General features: G+C 74.0%; 21 protein-coding genes. 13 read left to right on the forward strand and 8 right to left on the reverse strand.

Going from position 1 to position 26423, the window contains the following annotated elements:
- Positions 1 to 62 precede the first annotated feature (62 nt).
- A complete protein-coding gene (locus tag MRBLMG1_RS27680; protein ID WP_367826854.1) occupies positions 63 to 629 on the forward strand; it encodes a DoxX family protein in 567 nt (188 codons plus the stop codon).
- Here the strand turns inward: MRBLMG1_RS27680 and MRBLMG1_RS27685 are convergent.
- Together MRBLMG1_RS27685 and MRBLMG1_RS27690 are read right to left on the reverse strand one after the other, a co-directional pair.
- Positions 539 to 799, reverse strand: coding sequence for a hypothetical protein (locus MRBLMG1_RS27685; RefSeq protein ID WP_367826855.1), 261 nt, complete (start codon positions 797 to 799; stop codon positions 539 to 541). The two genes, MRBLMG1_RS27680 and MRBLMG1_RS27685, sit on opposite strands and share 91 nt — an antisense overlap.
- On the reverse strand, positions 786 to 2135 hold the full coding sequence (locus tag MRBLMG1_RS27690; protein WP_367826856.1) for a PspC domain-containing protein: 1350 nt from the start codon (positions 2133 to 2135) through the stop codon (positions 786 to 788). The genes MRBLMG1_RS27685 and MRBLMG1_RS27690 overlap by 14 nt, the downstream gene beginning before the upstream one ends.
- Positions 2136 to 2291: 156 nt before the next feature.
- On the opposite strand from MRBLMG1_RS27690, the gene MRBLMG1_RS27695 reads away from it, so the two are divergent.
- Entirely contained in the window at positions 2292 to 3554 is a 1263-nt protein-coding gene (locus MRBLMG1_RS27695) for a PspC domain-containing protein (RefSeq protein WP_367826857.1), read from the forward strand.
- The gene (locus tag MRBLMG1_RS27700) at positions 3551 to 4267 is read left to right on the forward strand and encodes a LuxR C-terminal-related transcriptional regulator (protein ID WP_367826858.1); all 717 of its coding nucleotides are present in this window, start codon (positions 3551 to 3553) and stop codon (positions 4265 to 4267) included. The genes MRBLMG1_RS27695 and MRBLMG1_RS27700 overlap by 4 nt, the downstream gene beginning before the upstream one ends.
- 31 nt (positions 4268 to 4298) lie before the next feature.
- Here MRBLMG1_RS27700 and MRBLMG1_RS27705 read toward each other — a convergent pair whose 3' ends face one another.
- A complete protein-coding gene (locus MRBLMG1_RS27705; RefSeq protein ID WP_367826859.1) occupies positions 4299 to 5411 on the reverse strand; it encodes an NlpC/P60 family protein in 1113 nt (370 codons plus the stop codon).
- A gap of 371 nt (positions 5412 to 5782) precedes the next feature.
- On the opposite strand from MRBLMG1_RS27705, the gene MRBLMG1_RS27710 reads away from it, so the two are divergent.
- A complete protein-coding gene (locus MRBLMG1_RS27710) occupies positions 5783 to 6136 on the forward strand; it encodes a hypothetical protein (RefSeq protein ID WP_367826860.1) in 354 nt (117 codons plus the stop codon).
- A gap of 80 nt (positions 6137 to 6216) precedes the next feature.
- The gene (gene pcrA, locus MRBLMG1_RS27715; protein WP_367826861.1) at positions 6217 to 8664 is read left to right on the forward strand and encodes a DNA helicase PcrA; all 2448 of its coding nucleotides are present in this window, start codon (positions 6217 to 6219) and stop codon (positions 8662 to 8664) included.
- A 70-nt stretch (positions 8665 to 8734) separates the two neighbouring features.
- Here the strand turns inward: pcrA and MRBLMG1_RS27720 are convergent, their stop codons facing one another.
- Complete coding sequence (locus MRBLMG1_RS27720) at positions 8735 to 10465, reverse strand: peptidoglycan DD-metalloendopeptidase family protein (RefSeq protein WP_414721655.1); 1731 nt, start codon at positions 10463 to 10465, stop codon at positions 8735 to 8737.
- A 223-nt stretch (positions 10466 to 10688) separates the two neighbouring features.
- The gene (locus MRBLMG1_RS27725) at positions 10689 to 11480 is read right to left on the reverse strand and encodes an esterase/lipase family protein (protein ID WP_367826863.1); all 792 of its coding nucleotides are present in this window, start codon (positions 11478 to 11480) and stop codon (positions 10689 to 10691) included.
- 302 nt (positions 11481 to 11782) lie between these two features.
- On the opposite strand from MRBLMG1_RS27725, the gene MRBLMG1_RS27730 reads away from it, so the two are divergent.
- Positions 11783 to 12190 carry a cobalamin B12-binding domain-containing protein gene (locus tag MRBLMG1_RS27730; protein WP_367826864.1) on the forward strand — a complete coding sequence of 136 codons (408 nt, stop codon included), beginning with the start codon at positions 11783 to 11785 and terminating at the stop codon, positions 12188 to 12190.
- Between the two features lie 76 nt (positions 12191 to 12266).
- On the opposite strand, the gene MRBLMG1_RS27735 is transcribed toward MRBLMG1_RS27730, so the two are convergent.
- Together MRBLMG1_RS27735 and MRBLMG1_RS27740 are read right to left on the reverse strand one after the other, a co-directional pair.
- On the reverse strand, positions 12267 to 13952 hold the full coding sequence (locus tag MRBLMG1_RS27735) for a DUF5691 domain-containing protein (protein ID WP_367826865.1): 1686 nt from the start codon (positions 13950 to 13952) through the stop codon (positions 12267 to 12269).
- Positions 13953 to 14041: 89 nt separating this feature from the next.
- Positions 14042 to 15391, reverse strand: coding sequence for an SWIM zinc finger family protein (locus MRBLMG1_RS27740; protein ID WP_367826866.1), 1350 nt, complete (start codon positions 15389 to 15391; stop codon positions 14042 to 14044).
- A gap of 190 nt (positions 15392 to 15581) precedes the next feature.
- Here MRBLMG1_RS27740 and MRBLMG1_RS27745 point away from each other — a divergent pair, with 190 nt between their 5' ends.
- From MRBLMG1_RS27745 to sucD, 6 genes are all read left to right on the forward strand, one after another.
- Entirely contained in the window at positions 15582 to 15995 is a 414-nt protein-coding gene (locus MRBLMG1_RS27745) for a hypothetical protein (RefSeq protein WP_367826867.1), read from the forward strand.
- 138 nt (positions 15996 to 16133) lie between these two features.
- Entirely contained in the window at positions 16134 to 17273 is a 1140-nt protein-coding gene (locus MRBLMG1_RS27750) for an ATP-binding protein (RefSeq protein WP_367826874.1), read from the forward strand.
- Complete coding sequence (locus tag MRBLMG1_RS27755) at positions 17270 to 19756, forward strand: DUF5682 family protein (protein WP_367826868.1); 2487 nt, start codon at positions 17270 to 17272, stop codon at positions 19754 to 19756. Before MRBLMG1_RS27750 ends, MRBLMG1_RS27755 begins: the two co-directional genes overlap by 4 nt.
- A gap of 173 nt (positions 19757 to 19929) precedes the next feature.
- Positions 19930 to 21123: a VWA domain-containing protein gene (locus tag MRBLMG1_RS27760; protein ID WP_414721656.1), complete on the forward strand. Its 1194-nt coding sequence runs from the start codon at positions 19930 to 19932 to the stop codon at positions 21121 to 21123.
- Between the two features lie 539 nt (positions 21124 to 21662).
- The gene (gene sucC / locus MRBLMG1_RS27765) at positions 21663 to 22841 is read left to right on the forward strand and encodes an ADP-forming succinate--CoA ligase subunit beta (protein ID WP_367826870.1); all 1179 of its coding nucleotides are present in this window, start codon (positions 21663 to 21665) and stop codon (positions 22839 to 22841) included.
- 19 nt (positions 22842 to 22860) lie between these two features.
- Positions 22861 to 23745 carry a succinate--CoA ligase subunit alpha gene (gene sucD, locus MRBLMG1_RS27770; RefSeq protein ID WP_367826871.1) on the forward strand — a complete coding sequence of 295 codons (885 nt, stop codon included), beginning with the start codon at positions 22861 to 22863 and terminating at the stop codon, positions 23743 to 23745.
- An 84-nt stretch (positions 23746 to 23829) separates the two neighbouring features.
- Here the strand turns inward: sucD and MRBLMG1_RS27775 are convergent, their stop codons facing one another.
- Positions 23830 to 25263, reverse strand: a complete 1434-nt coding sequence (locus tag MRBLMG1_RS27775; protein ID WP_367826872.1) for a sigma factor-like helix-turn-helix DNA-binding protein — start codon at positions 25261 to 25263, stop codon at positions 23830 to 23832.
- A gap of 119 nt (positions 25264 to 25382) precedes the next feature.
- On the opposite strand from MRBLMG1_RS27775, the gene MRBLMG1_RS27780 reads away from it, so the two are divergent.
- On the forward strand, positions 25383 to 26423 hold a 1041-nt coding region (locus tag MRBLMG1_RS27780), incomplete at its 3' end, for a DUF6350 family protein (protein ID WP_367826873.1).

Here is a 26423-nt window from a genome sequence, read left to right on the forward strand (position 1 = left end):
AGCCGGCAGCGAGGAGAATCGATCCGCGAACAGCCGTACGGGACGTGGAGAGGTGACCGACGATGGCGGGACAAGGGGACCGGACGGACGACACGAGCGGTACGGGTGGAGCGGTCGGTGCGGGCGCCGGCGGCGGGCGCGCCGACGGCTGGAGGGCCGCCCTCGAGAAGCGGAAGGCGGTCGCCGCCCGCTACGCCCTCCTTCCGCTGCGGATCTTCCTCGGGGTCACGTTCGTCTACGCGGGGCTCGACAAGCTCACCGACCCCGGCTTCCTCGCCGACACCGGCAGCGGCTCCATCGGCGAGACGATGCGAGGGGTCCGCGACTCGTCCGCGATCCCCGCCCTCGTCGACCTCGCGCTCAAGAGCCCCGCCGGCTTCGGCTACGCGATCGCCTTCGGGGAGATCGCCGTCGGGATCGGGACCCTGATCGGCCTCTTCGCCCGCCTGGCGGCGCTCGGCGGCGCACTGATCTCGCTGAGCCTCTGGCTGACCGTGAGCTGGCAGGTGAACCCGTACTACCTCGGCAACGACCTCGCCTATCTGATGTCCTGGCTCCCGCTGGTGCTGGCCGGGGCCTCGGTGCTGTCGGTGGACCGCTTCCTCGCCGAGCGGCGCCGTATTCGATAGGCGACCCAGGTCACGAGGCCGGCCAGGCCCAGGCCGCCGCAGAGGACGGGGATCACCGCGTACCACGGCGTCGTCCAGGCGCCGGCGGCGTCACCCGCGTAGAGCGCGGCCAGGGCCAGGGCGGTGAGGCCGGCGAGCAGCCGGCCCGGACGGAACTCATGAAGCAGCACGGGTGACCTCCACCTGTCCGATGCCGACCTCGAGCGAGAGGTCCAGAGTGCCCGCCGGGGCGGTCCCGGCCGGCGGGTCGATCGTGCGGGTGACATCGCGGTCCGGGGAGATGTCGATGTCGTTGGCGGGCTCGCCGGGCAGCCGCAGGTCACCGAGGCCCACCTCGGCGTGCACCTTCACGACCGCGTCCTTGGGGACGATCACCTTGAGCTGCCCCGCGCCCACCTCGGCCGACGTCGAGACGGTCGAGCCGGCCGGGAGCGGGAGCCCCGACAGATCGAGGGTGCCGACGCCGGTGCCCACCTCGTAGCGGGGCTGTACGGCGGCGGCGGACGCCGGCTTCCACGTCTCGCGCATCCAGTCCGTCGAGATCTCGTGGGGCAGCGCCGTGGCCAGGGCGAGCAGGCCCGCCGCGATCACCGTCTGGAAGACCGTGCCGAACCCGGTCCGGCCGAGGAAGCTGCTGACGACGAGGCCCAGCCCGAACACCGCGAGGGCGGCGACCAGGCCGGTCTGCAGGCTCGTGCCCAGGGGATGGTCGTCCCAGGTGAGAGCGGTGCCGAGGACGGCCGCGACCATGGCGAGCAGGTACACCAGGCCGCCGATGGAACGCGGGCTCCGCCGGATCGACGGCTGCGGACGTCCCGGGGCGGGCGGCGGGGGACCCCACTGGCTGCCGGGCTTCGGCACCTCGCCGCCCACCCGGCCGTCCTGGTCGAGGACGCCGTGCGGGCCCCACAGGTAGCCCATGGCCACCTTGCCCGTGGAGCCGTCCTTGACGATCGGGTCCTTCCACCAGGAGGGGAACTCGACCATCGGCGGGGCCTTCGTCTCGGGCGGGGCCTCCGAGGCCACCAGGGCGGCGGCCGCCGACTCCAGCCGGCTCTCGGGCTCCGACACGGCCCCCGCCTGCCGGCGCCGCGACCAGACGGCGGCCGCGCTCACCACGAACCCCACCAGGAGCGCGGAGCCCAGCATCGTCCCGCTGTGCAGCATCGAAAGGAAGATCCCGCAGCCCACCAGGGCCATCAGGACGGCGGCCAGCGAAGCGCCGGAGACGCGGCCGGTCAGCAGCCTGCGCCCCTCGTTCTCGTCCTCGCCCGCGAGCGGGAGCAGCAGCCAGGCGAAGCCGTAGAAGATCAGTCCGATGCCGCCGGGCACCGCCAGCACGCCGACCGCGACGCGGAAGATCACCGGGTCGAGGTCGAAGTACCGGCCGAGGCCGCCGCAGACTCCGCCCACGACCTTGCTGCCGCGCGAGCGCTGCAGTGGCGGGGCGGGAACGGCCTCCGCCGGCGGCGGGGCCTCGTGCTGCGAAGGCATCGAACTCGTCATGCGTCCATGGTGACCGCCCGTGACGCCGAGCGGCACCGGGGCCGACCCTGGCCCGACCCTGATATTCGGCGCCTCCTCGCCCCCGAGGCGTTACCAGGGGCGATCTCAGGGCGGACCCTGATGTCCCGGCCGGGCCGAACGTGTGACGATCGGTGCATGTCCGCAGCCGCTCGTGTCACCGAGACCGACGAACCGCCCGTGCGCAGGCTCTACAGGAGCGCCGACGGGCGGTGGCTCGGCGGTGTCGCACGCGGCCTCGCGGGTCATCTCGGTCTGCCGGTCGTCTGGGTGCGGGTGATCTTCCTCGTTCTCTTCTTCATGGACGGCCTCGGTCTCGTGCTCTACGCAGCCTTCTGGATCGTCGTCCCGCTCGGTGTCGGCGGCCGGACCCACCCACGCCCCCTCTTCGAGACCACCGCGGACGGACGCCGAAGACTGCGCAAGCCGGACCGGGGACAGGTCCTCGCCCTGATCGCGCTCGCGATCGGCGGCGCGGTCCTCATCGGGAACATCAGCGTCGACAACGAGTCGGGGCGGTACATCTGGCCGGGGCTCCTCGTCTGCGGCGGTGTCGCCCTGGTCTGGCGCCAGGCGGACAACGCCCGCCGGGCCAGCTGGACGGAGGCGGGGCGTCGCCGCCGCGTCCTCCAGCTCGTCCGCGGCCTCGTCGGTGTCGCCCTGGTCGGCACGGGCCTCGCGGTCTTCGTCGTGGTGCGCGGCTCCGTCGCCCAGCTCGGCACGGCCCTCACCGCCGCCGTCGCGGTCCTCACCGGCATCGCCCTGCTCGCCGGCCCCTGGCTGGTGCGGATGTCGCAGGACCTCACGGAGGAGCGCACCATGCGCATCCGCGCCCAGGAGCGCGCCGAGGTCGCGGCCCACGTCCACGACTCCGTGCTGCACACCCTCACCCTGATCCAGCGGAACGCCGACGACGCCGGCGAGGTCCGCCGGCTCGCCCGCGCCCAGGAGAGGGAGTTGCGGAACTGGCTCTACAAGCCGGAGGGCACCGGCAAGGAAGAGGAACCGGAGACCCTCGCGGAGGCGGTGAAGAGGGCCGCTGCCGAGGTCGAGGACAAGCACGGCGTCCCGCTGGAGGTCGTCGTCGTCGGCGACTGCCCGCTCGACGAGGGACTGTCCGCGCAGATGCAGGCCGCACGCGAGGCGATGGTCAACGCCGCCAAGTACGGTGGCGAGGGCGGTGCCGTGCAGGTGTACGCCGAGGTGGAGGGCCGCACGGTCTTCGTCTCGGTGCGGGACCGGGGGCCGGGCTTCGATCTGGATTCCGTGCCCGAGGACCGGATGGGCGTACGAGAATCGATCATCGGCCGGATGCAGCGCTACGGCGGTTCGGCCCGGTTGCGGTCCGTTCCCGGCGAGGGCACCGAAGTGGAGCTTGAGATGGAGAGGGCGGACGGATGAGCGACGAGACGGGTGCGGCGACCGGAGCCGACGCGGGCGCGGCGGGCGAGGAGCGCCGGGTGCGGGTGGTGCTCGTCGACGACCACCGGATGTTCCGCACGGGCGTGCAGGCGGAGATCGGCAGGACCGACGTCACCGGCGTCGAGGTGGTGGGCGAGGCCGCCGACGTGGACCAGGCGGTCACCGTCATCACGGCGACCCGCCCCGAGGTCGTCCTCCTCGACGTGCACCTTCCCGGTGGCGGCGGTGTCGAGGTGCTGCGGCGGTGCGCGAGCCTGATGAGCGCGCCCGAGAACCCGGTCCGCTTCCTGGCGCTGTCCGTCTCGGACGCCGCCGAGGACGTGATCGGGGTGATCCGCGGCGGTGCGCGCGGCTACGTCACCAAGACGATCACCGGCACGGACCTGGTCGACTCGATCTTCCGCGTCCAGGAGGGCGACGCCGTCTTCTCGCCGCGCCTCGCCGGGTTCGTCCTGGACGCCTTCGCCTCCACGGACGCGCCCCCGGTGGACGAGGACATGGACCGGCTCACCCAGCGGGAGCGGGAGGTGCTGCGGCTGATCGCCCGCGGGTACGCGTACAAGGAGATCGCCAAGCAGCTCTACATCTCGGTGAAGACGGTCGAGTCGCACGTCTCGGCGGTCCTGCGGAAGCTCCAGCTGTCCAACCGGCACGAACTGACCCGCTGGGCCACCGCCCGCCGCCTGGTCTGAGCCGCCGCCCCGCACCGGCCGGGACTCCCGGTCATCCCACCCGGGTCGCTCCGGCGAAGGGCATCTCGTCGATGGGGGCGATCCGGATCGGGGCGCCGGGCCGGGGCGCGTGGATCATCTGGCCGCCGCCGATGTAGAGCCCGACGTGGCTGATGCCGGAGTAGAAGAAGACCAGGTCGCCGGGGGCGAGCTGGGAGCGGGAGACGCGCTGCCCGGCGTTGATCTGGGTGTACGTCGTGCGGGGGAGGGAGACGCCGGCCGCGCGCCAGGAGGCCTGGGTGAGGCCCGAGCAGTCGTACGCGGAGGGGCCCGTCGCACCCCAGACGTACGGCTTGCCGAGCTGGGCGCGGGCGAAGGCGATGGCCGCGGCGGCCCGGGCGTTCGGGGCGGTCACCGGGGCGCGGTCGCCGCCCGAGGAGCGGTCGGCCCGCACCGGGGTGGTGCCGGTCGACCCCGTCGAGCCCGATCCACCGGTTCCCGCCGAGGTGCCGGAGCCGTCCCGGCCGGCGGTGGCGGCCTCGTAGCGTGCCCGCTCCTCGGCGGTGAGCCGGGCGAGCAGGGTCCGTGCCTCGGTCAGCTTGCCGACCACGGCGGCCTTCTGCCGCCGCAGCTCGTCCTCGTGCCCGCGCAGCGCGGTGAGGCGTTCCGCGGACTCGCCGCGCAGCTGCCGGAGCGCGGCGAGCTCACGCCGTACGGCGCCGATGGCGACGGCCTGCCGGTCGCCGGCCTTCTCGGCGAGCGCGGCCCGCTCCAGGTACTCGTCGGGGTCGGAGGTGAGGGCGAGCTGCACCGCGGGGTCGAGTCCCCCGGAGCGGTACTGGGCGGTGGCCATGGCCCCGAGCCCGTCCCGGGCGGTGTTGAGCCGCTGGGTCCTGCGGGCGGCCTCGTCGCGCAGCCTGTCGAACGCGGTGCGGGCCTCGTCGGCCTTCTCCTTCGCCCCGTTGTACCGCTCCGTCGCGACCTCGGCCTCCTCGTACAGCCGGTCGACCTTGGCCTTGACCTGGGCGGTGGTGGGCCGGGGGTCCGCGTGCCCGGACCCCTCGAAGAGCGTCGCCGTCGCCGCGGAGGCGAGGGCGAGCGTGGCGGCGGTGCGGACCGCCTGACCACCGAGGGGGGATCGCCGGGACTTTCGGTGCGCTGCCACGAGGGCGGGTCACACTCCTCTGCCTGAGGGGGACGGTGCCCGCCGGGCCGGCGGCGGCCGCCACAGGGGAGACGACCGCCGCCGGATTTCTTCTCGGCGGGGGTGACCGACGACCGCCGGATCGCCGGCGGCGGTGGGGAGCCGGCCACCTGGTGGAGGACGCTAAACCTGGGGTCACGCCCCTGCGGCGAGTTGATCGGTATTGGCGTCAGTTGACGGTTCGGGGACCGGTCGCGCTCGCCCGGGGTGACGGGCCTGGGACCTTCCGGCGGACGACCGACCGAAGCGGCGAAGGGAGTGGACCGGGTCGGCGAGCGGTGCTAAGCCCCCGGCCGACGAGCGGTGCCAGGGCCCCGGTTAGGCTCCGCCCCATGGACGTACTCATCAATGTCTTCGTCGCCCTGCACATCATCGGTATCGCCTCGCTGCTCGGCGGGTTCCTCACCCAGATGAAGGCGATGGGCGCCGGTACGGCCCGGTTCAGCCCCGCGATGCTGCACGGCGCGCTGACCATGCTGGTCACCGGCGTCGCGCTGGTCGGCCTCAACCAGGCCGACGACCAGACCGTGAACAACCTCAAGGTCGGCATCAAGCTGGCGATCCTCGTCGTCGTCCTCGGCCTGGTCTACGTCAAGCGGGACGAGGAGAGGGTCGACAAGGGCCTCTTCGCCACCGTCGGCGGCCTGACCACGGCGAACATCTTCATCGCGACCCTCTGGGTGTGACCCGTTCCGCACCCGGGACGCCGAGGAGCCTCCCGAAGGCGGGCCCGGATGTCGGTGGGGCGTCCTAGACTCGTGAGGCGATGAGCAGCCTCTTTGACGACAGCTTCCTGGCAGGCCTCCAGAACCACTCCTCGGAGGAGCCCCCGCCCCACCCCGAGGACGACGTGCACGGCTCCCCGGCCGCGGAGGAGGTCCCGCACGACCTCTTCGGGGAGCACTTCGACGCGCCCCCGCCGCGGGACGCGCACTACCGCGACGGCGCCCCGCGCCCCGTCGTGGACCCCGCCGCCCTCCTGGAGGGGCTGAACGAGCAGCAGCGCGCCGCCGTCGTCCACACCGACACCCCGCTGCTCATCGTCGCCGGCGCCGGCTCCGGCAAGACCCGGGTGCTCACCCACCGCATCGCCCACCTCCTGGGCACGCGGCACGTCCACCCCGGCCAGATACTGGCGATCACCTTCACGAACAAGGCCGCCGGGGAGATGAAGGAGCGCGTCGAGCAGCTCGTCGGCCCGCGCGCCAACGCCATGTGGGTCATGACCTTCCACAGCGCGTGCGTCCGCATCCTGCGGCGCGAGTCGAAGCGGCTCGGCTTCACGTCCTCCTTCTCGATCTACGACGCCGCCGACTCGAAGCGGCTGATGTCCCTGGTCTGCCGCGACCTGGACCTCGATCCGAAGAAGTTCCCGCCGAAGTCGTTCAGCGCCAAGATCTCGAACCTCAAGAACGAGCTGATCGACGAGGAGTCCTTCGCCGACCAGGCCGTCGACGGCTTCGAGAAGACGCTCGCCGAGGCGTACCGGATGTACCAGGCGCGGCTGCGCGAGGCCAACGCCCTGGACTTCGACGACATCATCATGACGACGGTCCACCTGCTCCAGGCGTTCCCCGACGTCGCCGAGCACTACCGCCGCCGCTTCCGCCACGTGCTGGTCGACGAGTACCAGGACACCAACCACGCCCAGTACACCCTCGTCCGCGAGCTCGTCGGCACGGGCTACGAGGACCTCGGCCCCGCCGAGCTGTGCGTCGTCGGCGACGCCGACCAGTCGATCTACGCCTTCCGCGGCGCGACCATCCGCAACATCCTCCAGTTCGAGGAGGACTACCCGGACGCGACGACGATCCTCCTGGAGCAGAACTACCGCTCCACCCAGACGATCCTCTCCGCCGCCAACGCCGTCATCGAGCGCAACGAGTCCCGCCGCCCCAAGAACCTGTGGACGAACGCGGGCGCGGGCGCGCAGATCACCGGCTACGTCGCGGACACCGAGCACGACGAGGCCCAGTTCGTCGCCGACGAGATCGACCGGCTCACGGACACGGGCGACGCCAAGGCCGGCGACGTCGCCGTCTTCTACCGGACCAACGCCCAGTCCCGCGTCTTCGAAGAGATCTTCATCCGGGTCGGACTGCCCTACAAGGTCGTCGGCGGCGTGCGCTTCTACGAGCGCAAGGAGGTCCGGGACGTCCTCGCGTACCTCCGCGTCCTCGCCAACCCCGAGGACAACGTCCCGCTGCGCCGCATCCTCAACGTGCCCAAGCGGGGCATCGGCGAGCGGGCCGAGGCGATGATCGACGCCCTCTCGCTGCGCGAGAAGATCACCTTCCCGCAGGCCCTCAAGCGGGTCGACGAGGCGTACGGCATGGCCGCGCGCTCGGCGAACGCCGTCAAGCGCTTCAACGCGCTGATGGACGAGCTGCGCACCGTCGTCGAGTCCGGCGCCGGCCCGGCCGTCGTCCTGGAAGCCGTACTGGAGCGGACGGGGTATCTGGCGGAGCTCCAGGCCTCGACCGACCCGCAGGACGAGACCCGGATCGAGAACCTCCAGGAACTCGCCGCCGTGGCGTTGGAGTTCGAGCAGGAGCGCGGCGAGGAGCCCGCGACCCTCGCCGAGTTCCTGGAGAAGGTCGCCCTCGTCGCCGACTCCGACCAGATCCCGGACGAGGACGAGGAGGGCCGGGGCGTCATCACGCTGATGACGCTGCACACCGCCAAGGGCCTGGAGTTCCCGGTGGTGTTCCTCACCGGCATGGAGGACGGCGTCTTCCCGCACATGCGGGCCCTCGGGCAGGCGAAGGAGCTGGAGGAGGAGCGCCGCCTCGCGTACGTCGGCATCACGCGCGCGCGTGAGCGGCTCTACCTCACCCGCTCGTCGATGCGCAGCGCCTGGGGCCAGCCCTCGTACAACCCGGCCTCGCGGTTCCTGGAGGAGATCCCGCCCGCGTACCTGGAGTGGAAGCGGACCGGCCCGATGGCGAAGCCCGCCGGGCCCACCTCGGGGATCACGTCCTCGCTCTCGTCGTCCCGTTCGCGTTCCGGCCCCTCCGGGTTCGCCACGCGGCGCGCCGGGGAGAAGCCGGTGATCTCGCTCCAGGTCGGCGACCGGGTCACGCACGACCAGTTCGGGCTCGGCACGGTCATGACGGTGACCGGCGCGGGCGCCGACGCCCAGGCGACGATCGACTTCGGCGACGAGAAGCCGAAGCGGCTGCTGCTGCGGTACGCGCCGGTCGAGAAGCTGTAGTTCCCGCCGCCACGCGCACGCCTACGGGCCCCGGCTGCTGCCGGGGCCCGTACGCGTGAAGGGGGGAAGTTCAGCTGGTCGGGTCGAGACCGTGGCTGCGCAGCCAGGCCAGTGGGTCGATCGCGCGGGTGCCGTTCGGCCGGACCTCGAAGTGCAGGTGCGGGCCGGTGGAGTTGCCGGAGTCGCCCGAGTACGCGATGACGTCGCCGGCCTTCACGTGACCGGAGCGGATCTTGGCGCTGCTGAGGTGGCAGTACCAGGTCTCGGTGCCGTCCGGGGCGGTCACGATCACCATGTTGCCGTAGGCGCTGTTCAGCTGGGTGCGGACGGTGCCGTCCGTGGCGGCCATGACCGGGGTGCCCGTCATGACGGGGAAGTCGATGCCGGTGTGCACGGACATCCAGTTGATGCCGGACTGTCCGAAGCGCGCGCTGAGCCGGTGCAGCTTCACCGGCAGAGCGAACTTGGGGCGCAGCGCCTCCTTGCGGGCCGCTTCCTCCTCGCGCTTCTTCTTGTCGGCCTCCTGGCGGATCCGGAGGTCGATGCGCTCCTGGGTGCGGCTGGCGCGGTCGCCGAAGTCGCGGGCGTCCTCGCTGAGCGCGGCGAGCTGGGTGTCGAGCGCGTTGTTGGCGGCGACCTGCTTGACGGAGGCCGGGTCGGCCGCGGCGAGGGTGGTGGTGTCGTCCTTCTGTCCGCCCTCGGCGGCCCCGGTCAGCCCGCCGACCGAGGCCGCGGCGATGCCGGCGACTCCCATGACACAGGCGGACGGCACGGCGACGGTCAGCAGTGCGGACCGCTTGGCGGGGGTACGGCGACGGCCGCGGCTGCCTCCGGCGTTGCGGCGCACGGGGCGGCCGGCGAGCGGGGAGTCCGTACGGAGTTCGACGGCGGGGGCGTCGGTGGCCGGGAGGTTCTCGGCGTCCTCGGGTCCGTGGCGGTCCGCGAGTGCGTCGACGGCATCCAAGTCGGCATCGAAGTCGGCATCGAGGCCGGCGTCCGCGTCGGCGTCCGTGTCGAAGCCGGCGTCGAACTCGAAGTCGCCGTCTGGGGCGGCGTCGGTGTGGGGGGACGTGCCGTCCGCCTCGGCGCCGTACTCGAACGCGAACTCGGAGGTGTGCTCGGCGACGTGCTCGGTGTGCGGCGCGTCCATCGGGCTGTACTGCTGGGGGACGAGCGGCTCGGCCTCCGGGGCCGCGTGGTTCCACGCGGTCGCGTCGTAGCTGCCGGTGCCGTTGTCGGTCGCGAAGGCGGGTGCGGCCCACTGGCCGGTGGCGTCGTAGGACTCGTAGCCGTACGCGCCCTGGGCGGCGTAGGTGCCGGCGTGGACGGTCTCGTACTGGCCGGTCTGCTGGGCCTCGGTCCAGGCGGAGGCGTTCCACTGGCCGGTGGCGTCGTACTGGCCGCCGGTGTCGTAACCGGTCGTCGCGTACGCGCCGGTGGTGTCGTACTGGCCGGTGGTGTCGTACGAGCCGGTGGCGTCGTACGAGGTGACGCCGGTCCACTGTCCCGTGGTGTCCCACTGGCCGCTGGTGTCGTACTGGCCGGTGGTGTCGTACTGGCCCGTCGTGTCGTACTGCGGGGTGGTGGCGTACTGCCCCGTCGTGTCGTACTGCCCGGTCAGGTCGTACTGGCCGGTGGTGGCGTACGAACCGGTGGCGCCGCCGTACTGGCCGAGGTCCCACTGGCCGCTGTGGTCCGCCTGGCCCTCGGCGTAGGAGCCGAAGAGCGGGTCGGTGGAGAAGCTGCCGGTGGAGTGGGCGCCGTCACCGGCGTACCCGGCGTGGGGGTGCTGGTCGTTCACCAACGTCTCTCTCGCCTCGGCAGCAGGACCAGTCCGGGGCGGGCCCCTTGAGGGGTGTCCCGGGGGTAAGCAGTGGCGCGACTGTACCCGGCGGTACGCGCGGCGGACAATCTTCCCCGGGGTTTATGCCTGTAGGAAACGGGCAATCGGCCGTGTTTCGCCAGCTCGGGGACGGAGCTTTGGCCTTGTGTTCGAGGAACGTTCGAAGAACGGTGTGGCGTGGTCAGGCCACCGAGCTCGCGCCCGGCTCCTCCTCGCGCGCTCCCCGGGCCTGCGGCCCGCCGGCGTCGAGGGCCTCCAGGACCCCGGCCACCACCGTCGGGTGGACGGGCAGCGCGAGATGGCCGATCCCGCTGACCCGGACGTTGTGCACCAGGAGCTCGGGGTGGTCGAGCCGGGCGGTCTCCACCGGCACCATCACCCGGTCCAGATCGCTCCAGAAGCTCACGAACCGGGTCCGGCAGCCCGGCGCGGGACCGGCCAGCTCCCGCAGCACCTCCGAACCGGGGCGCATCTGCCGGACCAGCGGATGCGCGTCGGCGAGCGGGGCCACCGTGGTCCCGGAGTGCGGGGTGCCGAGCGTGACCAGGGTGCGGACCCGAGCGGCACCGCCGAGACGCTGCACGTAATAGCGGGCGACGAGCCCGCCCAGGCTGTGTCCGACGATGTCGACCTCCGCCTGGCCCGTACGGGCGGTGATCTCCTCCACCCGGCGGCCGAGCTCCTCGGCGGCGGCCCGCAGGTCGCAGGTGAGCGGAGAGTAGTTGAGCGACTCGACGCAGTCACGGCCGTGCCGGGTCAGGGCGCGGCGCAGCAGGACGAAGACGGAGCGGTTGTCGACGAAGCCGTGCAGGAGGACGACCGGACGGCGGCCCGCGAGCGGTGAGGCCGGGGGCGTGGCGGGGGTGAGCCGCTCGGCCACGACCCCGGAGGGGTAGAGGACGAGGTGGCCGGTGAGGACGGCGAGTTCCAGGGCGGTGGCCTTCATCAGGGCGGTGACCTTGGCGAGCTCCATGGCCGGCCTCCCGAACGGCGCGCGGGGCCGAACGGTACGCCGGTGCGCCGCACCCCCGCGCCGTACGGACGACGGCACGGAGGTGCGGCGACCTCGTCTCGGCTCCCTTTGCGACCGGGCCCCGCTTGCGGCTGGTGGGCCCAGGAGGAGGGCCCGAAAGCGGGGAACGGCGCAGAGCGAACATGTCCCACGTGTGATTTCCCCCTCCCCGGGCACCGCGAAACTGCCGGGTGCGGGATGCTGGAGATAACGTTCGTTCACCTCCCCGGCAATCAGCGCGGGGGTCGCATGTGGAGGCAGTGATGGGTGGAGCCGGTCCGATCCGCGTGGTGGTGGCCAAGCCGGGTCTCGACGGCCACGATCGTGGCGCGAAGGTGATCGCGCGGGCACTCCGCGACGCCGGTATGGAGGTCATCTACACCGGGCTGCACCAGACGCCCGAGCAGATCGTCGACACCGCTATCCAGGAGGACGCCGACGCGATCGGTCTGTCGATCCTCTCGGGTGCGCACAACACGCTCTTCGTGAAGGTCCTGGAGCTGCTCAAGGACCGCGACGCCCTGGACATCAAGGTCTTCGGCGGCGGCATCATCCCCGACGCCGACATCCCTCCGCTGAAGGAGAAGGGCGTGGCGGAGATCTTCACGCCGGGCGCGACGACGGCGTCCATCGTGGACTGGGTGAACGCGAACGTGCGCGTGGCCGCGTAGCCGCGCCACACCGTCCGTTCACACCGAGGGGCCCTTCCGTCACGGAAGGGCCCCTCGGCTTTCCGTACGTGCGCAGTCAACCTCCGTACGCCGCGACCACCCCCACGTGCTCCCCGGTGAGCTCGGCGCGCATCACGGCGCGCAGCCGGAGGGTGGACACCAGGCGCTGGAAGGCCTCGGACCAGTAGCCGCCGGCCCCGGGTGCGACGTCCTCCGCCTCGTCGGGAAGGGCGGTCAGGGACTCCAGCTGCCGTGCCGCGGCCGGGTCGAGGCAACGCTCCGCCAGGCCCATCACCCCGCTGAAGCTCCACGGGTAACTGCCCGCGTCCCGGGCGATGTCGAGGGCGTCGATCACCGCGGCGCCGAGTGGCTCCGACCAGGGGACGGCGCAGACGCCGAGCAGCTGGAACGCCTCCGACAGGCCGTGCGCGGCGACGAACGAGGCGACCCAGAGCGCCCGCTCCTCCGGGGCCAGCATCGACAGGAGCCGGCCGCGCTCGGCCAGTGACGCCGTCCCCGGGCCGGTCGCGGGCGGGGCCGCGGGGGAGCCGAGCAGGGCGCGCGACCAGGCCGCGTCCCGCTGCCGTACGGCGGCCCGGCACCAGGCCGCGTGCAGTTCGGCCTGCCAGTCGTCGGCGACCGGCAGGGCCACGATCTCCTCGGGGGTGCGTCCGCCGAACCTGGCCGGCCAGCAGGACAGCGGTGCCGCCTCGACCAGCTGGCCCAGCCACCAGGAACGCTCGCCGCGCCCCGCGGGCGGCGTCGCCACCAGGCCGTCCCGCTGCATCGCCGCGTCGCATTCGTGCGGAGCCTCGACGGCGATCGCGGGCGAAACCGCCGTCCGGTCGAGGCCGACGCAGGTGGCGGCCCGGCCGGCCATCCGGCCGGCGAGCGCGGAGGCGGGCAGGGCGGAGAGCAGCTCGGCGGCGGTCGCCCGGACGTTGCGGCTGCGGTCGGCGAGGGCCGCCTCGAGGAACTCCTCGTCCGCGTCGGAGAGTCCGGTCCGCAGCGAGTCGAGGAACATCAGCCGGTCCTCCGCCCGCTCGGCGGGCCAGGTCGACGCGAGGAGGGCGAGCCCGGCCGCCGGGTCGTCCTTCCGCACGGCGGAGAGCAGGGCCACCCGCTCGGCGAACAGGCCCTCGTCCCACAGGGCGCGGACCCCTTCCGTGTCCTCCGGGGACGGCAGTCCGCCGCCCGCGGCCGTGCCCCGCAGGGCGAACCTCCACTCGGGGTTGAGCCGGGCCAGCCACAGGCCGCGGGGCCCGGCGAGCCGCAGGGCCTGGGGCCGCAGATCGGTACGGGCCCGGGCCGCGTCGAGCAGGGCGGGCAGCGCGGCGGGCGGCGCCTTGTACCCGAGGTCGTTCGCCAGGGCGAGCCACTGGGGCAGCAGTTCGGCGAGGTCGGGGGCGGCGCCCCGCCGACCGGCGGGCGAGGGTGCGGCCCGTCCCGCGAGCAGCTGTTCCAGCCGGATCCCGGCGGCCACCGGAAGCGCCCTGCGGGAATCCCGCGGGGCCGGCTCCGGCGGCGCCGCGGCAGCCCCGGGCCGCAGCCCCGCCCTGCGTCGTACGGTGTGCAGCGCGGCCTCGTCGAGCAGTGCCCCCGGCAGGCTTCCCGCCGCCGTTCCCGCCAGTGCGGTGGGGGGCCGGCGATCCGTACCGAGCAGCGCCGAGGTGACGAGCTCCTCCCAGGCGCGGGCCGCGTCGTCGCCGGTGACCTCAGGTCGGCCCGCGCGGGGGGCGGAGCCGGTCGTGGTGGTGTCCATCGAGTTCCTCCGGGCGGGCGGTGTGCGGTGGCCGGGGGGCATGGGGGAGTGGGCGGTCCCGCCGGGGGGCATCGGAGTCCCGCCGGGGGTCATATGAGGGGGACGGTCTCGCCGGGGGCCTCCGGAGACCAGGCGGCGAGCGGGGTGAAGCCGCGGTGGCCGCACTCCCCGAAGACGGTCACGGGGGCGCCGCCGGACAGGGCGACCAGGCGCCAGAGGCCGGGGCGGGACTGGGCGGCGGAGGTCAGCGGGAGGGCCTCGCGGCCGTCCGCGTCGGCGAGCTGCCAGCCGTACTCCGCGCGCGCGGGCACGACGTCCCGCAGCGTCACGGGCCAGGAGTCCAGCCACGGGTCGTCGCGCAGCGCGCGGCCGTAGGCGTCGAGCGCCCCGCCGACCGGGCCGCCCGGCGGCGGTGCGGCGGGGGCGGCGACGGGGGCGAAGTGCTCGCCCGGCTCGGCCCGCAGCCGTCCGGAGCCCGGATACGGGGTCAGTTCGCCGTCGAGCACCACGCCGACGGGGAAGGCGAGCCGGGGTGCCCGGCCCGCCGCGCCGTACGAGAGCAGCAGGGCGGTGCGCCCGCTGGCCGCGCCGTACAGCCAGATCCGCCGGGTCGTCAGCCGGGCGTCCGAGGCGTCGTACTGGGCGAGGACGTGCCAGTGGTCGCGCACCGGGAAGCCGTCGGCGGGGACGGTGAGGCCGACCCGGGTCCGCACGGTCGTCGCGACGTCGGCGGGCAGCCGGTCGGCGGCGAGCCAGGCCCGGTCGAGGAGATGGGTGAGCGCGCACTCCTCAAGGAGGCGCACGGGCCAGCCGGGCGCGGAGCCCGGTATCGCCCCCAGCTCCCTGACCCGGCCCGCGAGGCCCGGCGCCTGGGCGTCGACCATGCGGGCGGCCGTCTCCTCCCACAGGCCGTACCCGCTCTGCTCGGCCGTGGCCAGGCCGCCGCGCAGCAGGTCGGCGAGCCGCTGCTCCAACTCCCGCGCGCCCGCGGTGATCCGGGCGGCCCTGCGCTCGGCCCTGCGGCGCGCGGCCTCGGGATCGGCGGGGGTGGCGGCCGGAGCGTCGGCACCGGCGGGCCGGGGTGCGGCGTCGGCGCGCTCGCGTCGCCCCGTGAGCCACTGTCCCGCCCAGTCGGGCGGGGCGGAGTCGTCGATCGCCGTGGGGTCCGAGGCCTGGAGCAGCAGCAGGCCCAGGGCGTGCTTGCAGGGGAACTTGCGGCTGGGGCAACTGCACGCGTACGCGGGGCCCGTGGTGTCGACGACCGTCCGGTACGGCGCGCCGCCACTGCCCTTGCACAGACCCCAGACGGCACCCTCGCCGCGGCCCGTGCCGGACCAGGGCCCGGCCGTGCCGAGCTTGCTCCCCGCTCTGCGCGAGGCGTCGTCAGGAGCCAGTGCCAGCACCTGTCCCGCCGTCCGGCGTACCCCCATGGCATTCATGTCACCGACGGTAGAGGCCGCCACTGACAACGCCTCCGGCCTGGGAGTTCGGCGGTGGGGACATCCCGGCGGACGGTCAGGACGAGCGACCTGACGACTCCTGCGAAGCGATTTGACTTTACCCTTCCTTTGCGATTCGCTGCGCTGACCGACCGTTCGTTCTGCACCACATTCCTGGGGGAACCCCGCCATGAATCGCACCGCCCGCACCGCCGTCTCGGCCCTCGCCGTCGCCGGCCTCGCCCTCGGCCTCGGCGCCTGCTCGGAGGCCGCGGAGAAGGCCGCCGACAAGGTCGACAAGTCCGTCGGCGAGACCTACGAGGTCACGTACGAGGTCAGCGGCAAGGGCGTCGAGTCGATCGACTACCACGCCGGGGACGGCACCGCGATGGCACCGCACGTCGAGTCGGAGAAGAAGCCCACCACGCCGTGGACGAAGACGGTGACGCTGAAGGGGATCATGCCGCCGGCCGTCATGCCGATCTCGCTCACCCCCGCCGACCTCACCTGCAAGGTGATCTACCAGGGCAAGGTCATCAAGGAGGCCAAGGGCGAGCAGGCCGTGGCCGGCGGCTGCGTCGCCGTCTCGCCCATCCTGGGCTGACCCTCCCTCAACTCCCCGACAGCGCCCCCTCGCCGCCCCTGACCAGCGGCGAAGGGGCGTTGTCAGTGGCATGGTGCACCGTGGATCGCACAGCAGGTCGAACGATCTGGAGGGGGATCCATGCCCGTGCCCGAAACCATGACGCAGCCCGGTTCCGGTGTCGAGACGGACACCGGACCGGGACGGCCGCAGACCACGGCCGAGGCCCTGCGCCCGCACGCCGAGCACGCCTTCGCCGGCGAACTCGCGGCGCTCGCCGCGGCCGACGACCGCCCCCGGCCCGCCCGCTGGCTCCTCTCGCCGTGGGCCGTCGCCACCTATCTCCTCGGCGGCACGCTCCCCGACGGGACCGTCGTCTCGCCCAAGTACGTGGGACCGCGCCGCATCGTCGAAGTCGCCGTCACCACCCTCGCCACCGACCGCGCGCTCCTCCTGCTCGGCGTCCCCGGCACCGCCAAGACCTGGGTCTCCGAGCACCTCGCCGCCGCCGTCAGCGGCGACTCCACCCTCCTCGTCCAGGGCACCGCCGGAACCCCCGAGGAAGCCGTCCGGTACGGCTGGAACTACGCCCGGCTCCTCGCCCACGGACCCGACCGCGACGCCCTCGTGCCGAGCCCCGTGATGCGGGCGATGGCGCAGGGCATGACCGCCCGCGTCGAAGAGCTCACCCGCATCCCCGCCGACGTCCAGGACTCGCTCATCACGATCCTGTCCGAGAAGACGCTGCCCATCCCCGAGCTGGGCCAGGAGGTGCAGGCCGTCCCCGGCTTCAACCTGATCGCCACCGCCAACGACCGCGACCGCGGCGTCAACGAACTCTCCAGCGCGCTCCGCCGCCGCTTCAACACGGTGGTGCTGCCGCTGCCCGCCACCCCCGAGGCCGAGGTCGACATCGTCACGCGCCGCGTCGAGCAGCTCGGACGCTCCCTGGAACTCCCGGCCCTGCCCGCGGGAGTCGACGAGATCCGCCGGGTCGTCACCGTCTTCCGCGAACTGCGGGACGGCGTCACCACCGACGGGCGGACGAAGGTCAAGTCCCCCTCGGGGACGCTCTCCACGGCCGAGGCCATCTCCGTCGTCACCGGCGGACTCGCCCTCGCCGCCCACTTCGGCGACGGCGTCCTGCGCCCCGCCGACATCGCCGCCGGCATCCTCGGCGCGGTCGTCCGCGACCCGGCGGCCGACCGGGTCGTCTGGCAGGAGTACCTGGAGACGGTCGTCAGGGAGAGAGACGGCTGGAAGGACTTCTACCGCGCCTGCCGCGAGGTGAGCGCATGACGGCCACCGCCACGCCGCCGGCCGAGACCCCGACGACCGGCACCGGCCGCGCCGCGCCGCCCCCGGCCGGGCCGGAACGGCGGCGCGAACGGCCGCTGCTCCTCGGGGTGCGGCACCACGGGCCCGGATCCGCCCGGGGAGTGCTCGCCGTACTGGAAGCCGAGAAGCCCGCCGTCGTACTCGTCGAGGGGCCCGCCGAGGCCGACGCCCTCGTCGCCCTGGCGGCGGAGGAGGACATGCGGCCCCCCGTCGCCCTGCTCGCGCACGCCGTGGACGACCCGGGACGGGCCGCGTTCTGGCCCATGGCGGAGTTCTCGCCCGAATGGGTCGCGATCCGCTGGGCGCTCGACCGCGGCGCCGCCGTCCGGTTCTTCGACCTGCCCGCCGCACACACCCTCGCCGCGGCCGCCGACCCCACCTGGGACGACAGCGAGGCCGCCGTCGCCGATGGCGGGCCGCGCACCGACCCCGTCGCCGAACTCGCCCGGGCCGCCGGGTACGAGGACGCCGAGCGCTGGTGGGAGGACGCCGTCGAGCTCCGCGGGGCCGACGACCCCACCGCCCCGTTCGAGGCGCTCGCCGAGGCGATGGGCGCCCTGCGCGAGACGTACGGCCACGGCGGCCACCCCCGTGACCTCGTCCGCGAGGCCCACATGCGGCTCCGGATGCGGGCCGCCCGCAAGGAGTTCGGCGACGACATCGCCGTCGTCTGCGGCGCCTGGCACGTCCCCGCCCTCGCCCGCAAGACCACCGTCGCCGCCGACCGGGCCCTCCTCAAGGGCCTGCCCAAGGTGCGGACCGAGACGACCTGGGTCCCCTGGACCCACCGCAGACTCGCCCGGCACTCCGGGTACGGCGCCGGCATCGAGGCCCCCGGCTGGTACGGACACCTCTTCGCCGCACCCGACCGGCCGATCGAGCGCTGGATGACCAAGGTCGCCGGACTCCTCAGGGCCGAGGACCACCCGGTCTCCACCGCCCACGTCATCGAGGCCGTCCGGCTCGCCGAGACCCTCGCCGTCCTCCGCGGCCGGCCGCTCCCCGGCCTCGACGAGACCACCGACGCCGTCCGCGCCGTCCTGTGCGAGGGCTCCGACGTGCCGCTCGACCTCGTCAGGGACCGCCTCGTCGTCGGCGACGTCCTCGGCGAGGTCCCGGCCGGCGCCCCCGCCGTCCCCCTCCAGCGGGACCTGAGCCGCCGCCAGCGCACCCTGCGCCTCAAGCCCGAGGCGCAGGAGCGCGAGCTCGAACTCGACCTGCGCAAGGAGACGGACGGCGACCGCAGCCGACTGCTGCACCGGCTGCGGCTCCTCGGCGTCGGCTGGGGCGAACCGGCCGCCGGACGAGCCGGCACCGGCACCTTCCGCGAGACCTGGCGGCTCCGCTGGGAACCCGAGCTGCACGTCCAGGTCGCCGAGGCCGGCGTCTGGGGCACCACCGTCGAGGCCGCCGCCACCGCCAAGGCCGAGGCCCGAGCCCAGTCGGCGACCGCCCTCGCCGACATCACCGCCCTCGCCGAACACTGCCTCCTCGCCGGACTCACCGACGCGCTCCCTGTCGTGATGCGCGCAGTCGCCGACCGCGCGGCCCTCGACACCGACGTCGCCCACCTCGCCCAGGCCCTCCCGGCCCTCGCCCGCTCCCTCCGCTACGGCGACGTCCGCGGCACCGGCACGGCCGCCCTCGCCGAAGTCGCCGCGGGCCTCGCCGAACGCATCTGCGTCGGCCTGCCCCCGGCCTGCGCCGACCTCGACACCGACGCCGCCACCCAGATGCGGGACCGCCTCGACGCCGTCCACACCGCGATCGGCCTCCTCCCCGACCACCCCACCCCACCCACCGACCCGCACCCGCCGCCGGAGCCGACCGGGGGACCCGAGCCGACGGGCGGACCCGGCGGACCCGGACGCACCAGCAGCACCGGCGGACCAGCGGGTGCCGTGCCGTCGGGCGTGTCCTCCGGTGGCGGGCTCGGCGATCGTTGGGCCGGGACGTTGCGCCGGCTTGCCGAGCGGGACCGGATACCCGGGGTGCTGCGGGGCAGGGCGGCGCGGATCCTCCTGGACGAGGGGAGGCTCGGCGGCGAAGAGGCAGCGCCGCTCATGAGCCGCGCGCTCTCGCCGGGCACTCCGCCGCCCGACGCCGCGGCGTGGATCGACGGCTTCGTCGGCGGGGCGTCCGGCGGCGGGTTGCTCCTCGTCCACGACGAGCGGCTCCTCGGCCTGGTCGACGCCTGGCTCACCTCCGTACCTGCCGGGGCGTTCACCGACGTGCTGCCGCTGCTGCGCCGCACGTTCTCCGGATACGAGCCGGGTGTCCGCCGGACCCTCGGCGAGCTGGTCGCCCGGGGCCCGCGCTCCGCGCCGGGAGACCGCCCGGCGCCCGGCGACACCCCCGGCTTCGCCACCGGCCTCGACCGCGCGCGGGCCGATGCCGTCCTGCCCCTCCTTCACCTCGTCCTCGGCACGGAGGCCCGCACATGACCACCGCCAGGAGCACCGCCGCGCCCGCCGCTGCCGAGCCCATCGCCACCGCGCCCGCCACCGCTGCCGTGCTCACCGCTGCCGCGCCCGCGGCCGCCGTGTCCGCCGCCGTCGCGCCCGCGGCCGCCGTGTCCGCCGCCGTCGCGCCCACTGCCGCCGCGCCCGCCACCGTCCTGCCCGCCTCCGCCGGAACGGCCGTACCCACCGGGACGGACCCCGCCCCCGACGACGAGCGGCTCCGCCGCTGGCGGCTGGTCCTGGGCGGTGGGGAGGCCGAGGGGACCGGCCGGGCGCTGGCCGGGGACGACGCGGCGATGGACGGCGCGCTCACCGCGCTCTACGACAGGGCGGGGCGAAGCGGTGACCGCGGGGGAAGGGACCGCTCGGCGGGGCTGGGTGCCTCGGCGCCCTCCGTCGCCCGCTGGCTCGGGGACATCCGTACGTACTTCCCCAGCTCGGTCGTCCAGGTGATGCAGCGCGACGCGATCGAACGGCTCGGCCTGGCCACCCTCCTCCTGGAGCCGGAGATGCTGGAGGCCGTGGAGGCGGACGTGCACCTCGTCGGCACGCTGCTGTCGCTGAACAAGGCGATGCCGGAGACGACCAGGGAGACCGCGCGGGCCGTGGTGCGCAAGGTCGTCGAGGACCTGGAGAAGCGCCTGGCCACCCGCACGCGGGCCGCGCTCACCGGTGCCCTCGACCGGTCCGCCCGGATCAGCCGCCCCCGCCACCGGGACATCGACTGGGACCGCACGATCCGCGCCAACCTCGGGAACTACCTGCCCGAGCACCGCACGGTCGTCCCCGAGCGGCTGATCGGCCACGGCCGCGCGTCGCGGGCGGTGAAGAAGGAGGTGGTGCTCTGCATCGACCAGTCCGGCTCGATGGCCGCCTCCGTCGTCCACGCGTCCGTCTTCGGCGCGGTCCTCGCCTCGATGCGGTCGCTCGCGACCCGGCTCGTCGTCTTCGACACGGCCGTCGTCGATCTCACCGACCGGCTCGACGACCCGGTCGACGTCCTCTTCGGCACCCAGCTCGGCGGCGGCACCGACATCAACCGCGCGCTCGCGTACTGCCAGTCCCGGATCACCCGGCCCGCCGACACCGTGGTGGTCCTCGTCAGCGACCTGTACGAGGGGGGCATCCGCGACGAGATGCTGAAGCGGGTCGCGGCGATGAAGGCCTCCGGCGTCCAGTTCGTGGCGCTGCTCGCGCTCTCCGACGAGGGGGCGCCCGCCTACGACCGCGAGCACGCGGCGGCGCTCGCCGCGCTCGGCGCCCCGGCCTTCGCCTGCACCCCCGACCTGTTCCCGGAGATCATGGCGGCGGCCCTGGAGAAGCGCCCCCTACCGATCCCCACGACCTGACCCGAGCCCCGCCGGGCCCAGCGCCCGAGCCCCGCCGGGCCCAGCGCCCGAGAGCCGGGCCCCGCCCAGGGCCCCGCCGGCCCCCCGCCCGCCCCCGCCCCGCTCACGATCCGGTGCGGAATCCGTGGTCGTGGGACGTGCGGGCGGGTGCGGATTCCGCAGGCTCGGAACCACCCGCACGGGTGTGTGCGGGGGGACTGAGTCCCATATCACATGTGGGTCCGGGAGGCCCTCACTTCGGTTCCGGGCGCGTCGTGAGGGGCCGGGAGACCAGGCCCCGCCTGCCGTGAGCGCGGTGGGTGGGTGCTTCCCGACCCCTACGGACCGCCCCTCGACCCCTACAATCTGTGACCCGTATCACCGCTCCGTTGTGACCTGCGATTTAGGGACCCACGGCGCTCGGGGATAACCTGCGAGACGGACATGCCGCGTCCACGGACTCCGTGCACGCCTCCCTTGTGACAGCGCAGTCACGTTGCCCTTCGCGGCACGCCCACGCAGACAACGAACCGCGATCATCAGAAAAGGGACGGACGCGCGTGGACCTGTTCGAGTATCAGGCGAGGGACCTCTTCGCCAAGCACGGTGTACCGGTGCTGGCCGGTGAAGTCATCGACACGCCTGAGGCGGCGCGCGAGGCCACCGAGCGTCTTGGCGGCAAGTCGGTCGTCAAGGCGCAGGTGAAGGTCGGCGGCCGCGGCAAGGCCGGCGGCGTGAAGCTGGCCGCCGACGCGGACGAGGCCGTCGCCCGCGCGACGGACATCCTCGGGATGGACATCAAGGGCCACACGGTCCACAAGGTGATGATCGCCGAGCTGTCCCCGGAGATCGAGGCGGAGTACTACGTCTCGTACCTCCTCGACCGCACCAACCGCACCTTCCTGGCCATGGCCTCGGTGCAGGGCGGCATGGACATTGAGGAGGTCGCGGAGAAGACCCCCGAGGCCCTCGCGAAGGTCCCGGTCAACGCCGTCGACGGCGTGGACATCGAGAAGGCCCGCGAGATCGTCGCCCTGGCGAAGTTCCCGGCCGACGTGGCCGAGGGCGTCGCCGAGGCCATGGTCACCCTGTGGGACACCTTCGTCGCCGAGGACGCGCTCCTCGTCGAGGTCAACCCGCTGGTGAAGACCAAGGACGGCCGCATCCTGGCCCTCGACGGCAAGGTGTCTCTCGACGAGAACGCCGACTTCCGTCAGCCCGAGCACGAGGCGCTCGAGGACAAGGCCGCAGCCAACCCGCTCGAGGCTGCCGCCAAGGCCAAGAACCTCAACTACGTCAAGCTCGACGGCGAGGTCGGCATCATCGGTAACGGTGCCGGTCTGGTCATGTCGACCCTGGACGTCGTCGCGTACGCCGGTGAGAACCACGGTGGCGTGAAGCCGGCCAACTTCCTCGACATCGGCGGCGGCGCCTCCGCCGAGGTCATGGCGAACGGCCTGGAGATCATCCTGGGCGACCCGGACGTCAAGTCCGTGTTCGTCAACGTCTTCGGTGGCATCACCGCCTGTGACGAGGTCGCCAACGGCATCGTCCAGGCCCTGGAGCTCCTCGCCTCGAAGGGCGAAGAGGTCACCAAGCCGCTGGTCGTGCGCCTCGACGGCAACAACGCGGAGCTGGGTCGCAAGATCCTGTCGGACGCGAACCACCCGCTCGTGCAGCGCGTGGACACCATGGACGGCGCGGCCGACAAGGCCGCCGAGCTCGCGGCTGCGAAGTAAGGGACGAGGTCAGAACACCATGGCTATCTTCCTGACCAAGGACAGCAAGGTCATCGTCCAGGGCATGACCGGTGCCACGGGCATGAAGCACACCAAGCTCATGCTGGGTGACGGCACCAACATCGTCGGTGGCGTGAACCCGCGCAAGGCCGGCACGACCGTCGACTTCGACGGCACCGAGGTCCCGGTCTTCGGCTCCGTCGCCGAGGCGATGGAGAAGACGGGCGCCGACGTCTCCGTCCTCTTCGTCCCGCCGGCCTTCGCCAAGGCCGCCGTGGTCGAGGCGATCGACGCCGAGATCCCGCTGGCCGTCGTGATCACCGAGGGCATCGCCGTCCACGACTCCGCCGCCTTCTGGGCGTACGCGCAGGCGAAGGGCAACAAGACCCGGATCATCGGCCCGAACTGCCCCGGTCTCATCACCCCGGGCCAGTCCAACGCCGGCATCATCCCGGGCGACATCACGAAGCCGGGCCGCATCGGCCTGGTCTCGAAGTCCGGCACGCTGACGTACCAGATGATGTACGAGCTCCGTGACATCGGCTTCTCGTCCGCCGTCGGCATCGGTGGCGACCCGGTCATCGGCACCACGCACATCGACGCCCTCGCGGCGTTCGAGGCCGACCCCGACACCGACCTGATCGTCATGATCGGCGAGATCGGCGGCGACGCCGAGGAGCGTGCGGCGGACTTCATCGCGAAGAACGTCACCAAGCCGGTCGTCGGCTACGTCGCGGGCTTCACCGCGCCCGAGGGCAAGACCATGGGCCACGCCGGCGCCATCGTCTCCGGCTCCTCCGGCACCGCCCAGGCGAAGAAGGAGGCCCTTGAGGCCGCGGGCGTCAAGGTCGGCAAGACGCCGACCGAGACGGCCAAGCTGGCGCGCGCGATCCTCGCGGGCTGACACCAGCGGTAGCTGTACGAGAGGGCCCCGCCCCCGCCCGGTCACCCGGGCGAGGGCGGGGCCCTCTCGCGTATGGCGGCGGCTCTACTCGGCCGCCGGGACCAGGCGCTCGGGGCCCGGGTGGGGCTCGGAGCGCAGCTGGTCGCGGAGCTCCAGGTCCTCCGGGCGGAGCTTCTGGGGGCCACCGCGCACCGGCACCCCGTTGACGGTCTCGCCGGGGGCGTTGACCGGGATGTAGCGGGTCGGCGCGGTCGCCGCCGCGAAGCCGGTGACGCCGATGAGGACCGCCGTCACCCCGAGCACGGCCCGCGTCCAGGCGCGGCCGCGCCGCTCGCTCCCCGACCGGACGGTGCGGGCCGCCGGCAGGGTCGCCGTGGGCGCCTCCGCGACCAGCCCGCTCAGCCGCCGGTGCAGCGCCTCGGGTTCGGCGAGCTCGGGGATCCGCTGCCCGAGGACGGTGCGGGCGTGCAGCAGCCGGTTGGCGGCGGCGGGGGTGCTCGCCTCGGTCTCGGCCGCCGTCTCGGGCAGGTCGAGGCCGAGTCCGTCGTAGAGCAGGAGGGTGCGGCGGTACGGCGGCGGCAGTTCGAGGAGCGCGTCGAGCAGTGCCCGCCGGCTCGCCTCGGTCGGCGGGGCGTCGGGGTGCTTGTGGGCGCGGCGGAGCCGGTGCCACGGGGAGAGGGCGTACTCGTACGCCGCCGCGCGCACCCAGCCCACCGGGTCGGCGTCGACGGCGACCTCGGGCCAGTGGTCCCAGGCGTGGTGGAAGGCGTGCTCGACGGCCTCGCGGGACAGCCGGCGGCGCCCGGTGAGCAGGTACGTCTGGTGGACGAGGCCGGGTGCGGCGTGCGCGTAGAGCGCGTCGAAGGCCTGCTCGGGGGTGAGGCCCGGCACGACGGGGGCCGCAAGGGCCGTCGCGGCCCCGGTCTCCACGGCCCCGGTCTCCGCGGCCCCGGTCTCCGGCGCCGCCACCGCCGGTTTCAGGCGCTCCTGCGGCCTCGGATCGGCTCTGCGGGCGAAACCGGGGGCGATGGCCGGCGCGGGGGAGGGGGCCTTCGGCGGCTTGGCGGCCCGCTTCACGGCGGCCTTCGGCCGGACGTTGGCGGACGACGTGCCGGGGGTGATCGGTGGGACGAACGGCGTCGGGGCGGGTGCCGAGGTGCCGGACGACGTGGGGGTGGTCGCCGCGATGTCGGACGACGTCGGGGCGCATGCCGGGGTGCCGGGCGCCTCCGGGGGGAGCGCGGACCCGGTCGGGGCGGTCGGTGCGGCGGTCGGACGCTCGGGCGCGGGGGGCGCGCCGGTCTCGTCGTACGCGCCGAGCAGCTTCGCGTACGCCTCGCGCTTACGGCCCCGGGGCGCCGAGCGCCCGGTCTCCCAGGCCTTGATGGTGGCCTTCGTGACGCCCATGGCCTCGGCGACCTGCTCCTCGGTGAGGGCGAGTGCCTCGCGCAACCTGCGCCGCTCCTTCGGGGTCGGCAGGGTGACGGAGGGGGCGGAATCCGCAGTGCTCCGGCTCATCGGTGTCGACCTCCCGCAGCGCTTCTCTGGGCGGAAAAGTACATAAACGTATCTTGGGCGACACAACGGAACTTTGCCTGTTACGTCACGAAAGCGCGTGTCGTTGGCAGCATGACCCCGTGACCCATGTGACCGAGCACCCCCTGGTCCAGGGCGGCCGTTCCGCCGCGCTCGCCACCGCCTGCGTCCGCGGCGGGGTCGCCGCGGGGCTCGGCCTCGGCGGGCTCGCGGTCCTGGTGATCGCCGCCTGGATCAGCTCCCCGTACCCCGACAGCGGCCCCGGCGGGGCGCTGCACCTGGCCGCCGGGCTCTGGCTGCTCGCCCACGGCGTGGACCTGGCCCGCACGGACACCCTGTCCGGCCTCCCCGCACCCCTCGGCGTCGTCCCGCTGCTCCTGGTCGCCCTGCCCGTCTGGCTCGTCCACCGGGCCGCCCGCGACACCCTCGACGCGGGGGAGGGCGGCGGCCGTCCGCGCCCCTCCGCGGGGGGCGCGGTGGTGGCGGTCGCCGGGGGATACCTGCTGGTCGCGGCCGTGATCGTGGTCTACAGCGAGAGCGGCCCGCTGCCCGCCGACCTGATCACCGCCGGGCTCTGGCTGCCCGCCGTCGTCGTGGGCGCGGCGGGGGCCGGGGTCTGGACGGCGCTCGGCCGTCCCCTCCCCGGGCAGCGGCAGGCGGCGGCCGCCCTGCGCGCGGCCGGGCTGGGACTCGTCACCCTGCTGGGCGGCGGCGCGGTGGCCGCGGCGGTCTCGCTGGCCTGGCACGCGGGCGAAGCCCAGGCCGTCTTCACGGGCCTCGCGGGGGAGTGGTCCGGCCGGGTGACGGTGCTGCTGCTCGTCCTGGCCCTGCTGCCGAATACGGCCGTATGGGGGGCCTCGTACGGGCTCGGGCCCGGTTTCACCCTCGGTACGGGCGCGCTCGCGACCCCGCTCGGCCTCACCGGCGACCCGGCCGTGCCGCCCTTCCCGCTGCTGGCCGCGCTGCCGTCCGACGGGCGCGGGAGCTGGGTCCACTGGCTGACCGTCGCGGTCCCGCTGGCCGCCGCCGTGGTCCAGGGCCGTCGCGTGGGCCGCGCGGCACGGACCTGGGCGGCCCGGGAGGCCGCCCTGACGGCCCTCGGCGCGGCCTGGGGGTGCGGGGCGGCCGTCGCCGTCCTCGCG

Origin of the sequence: Streptomyces sp. LMG1-1-1.1 (assembly GCF_040815545.1) — a bacterium.
GTDB lineage: Bacteria > Actinomycetota > Actinomycetes > Streptomycetales > Streptomycetaceae > Streptomyces.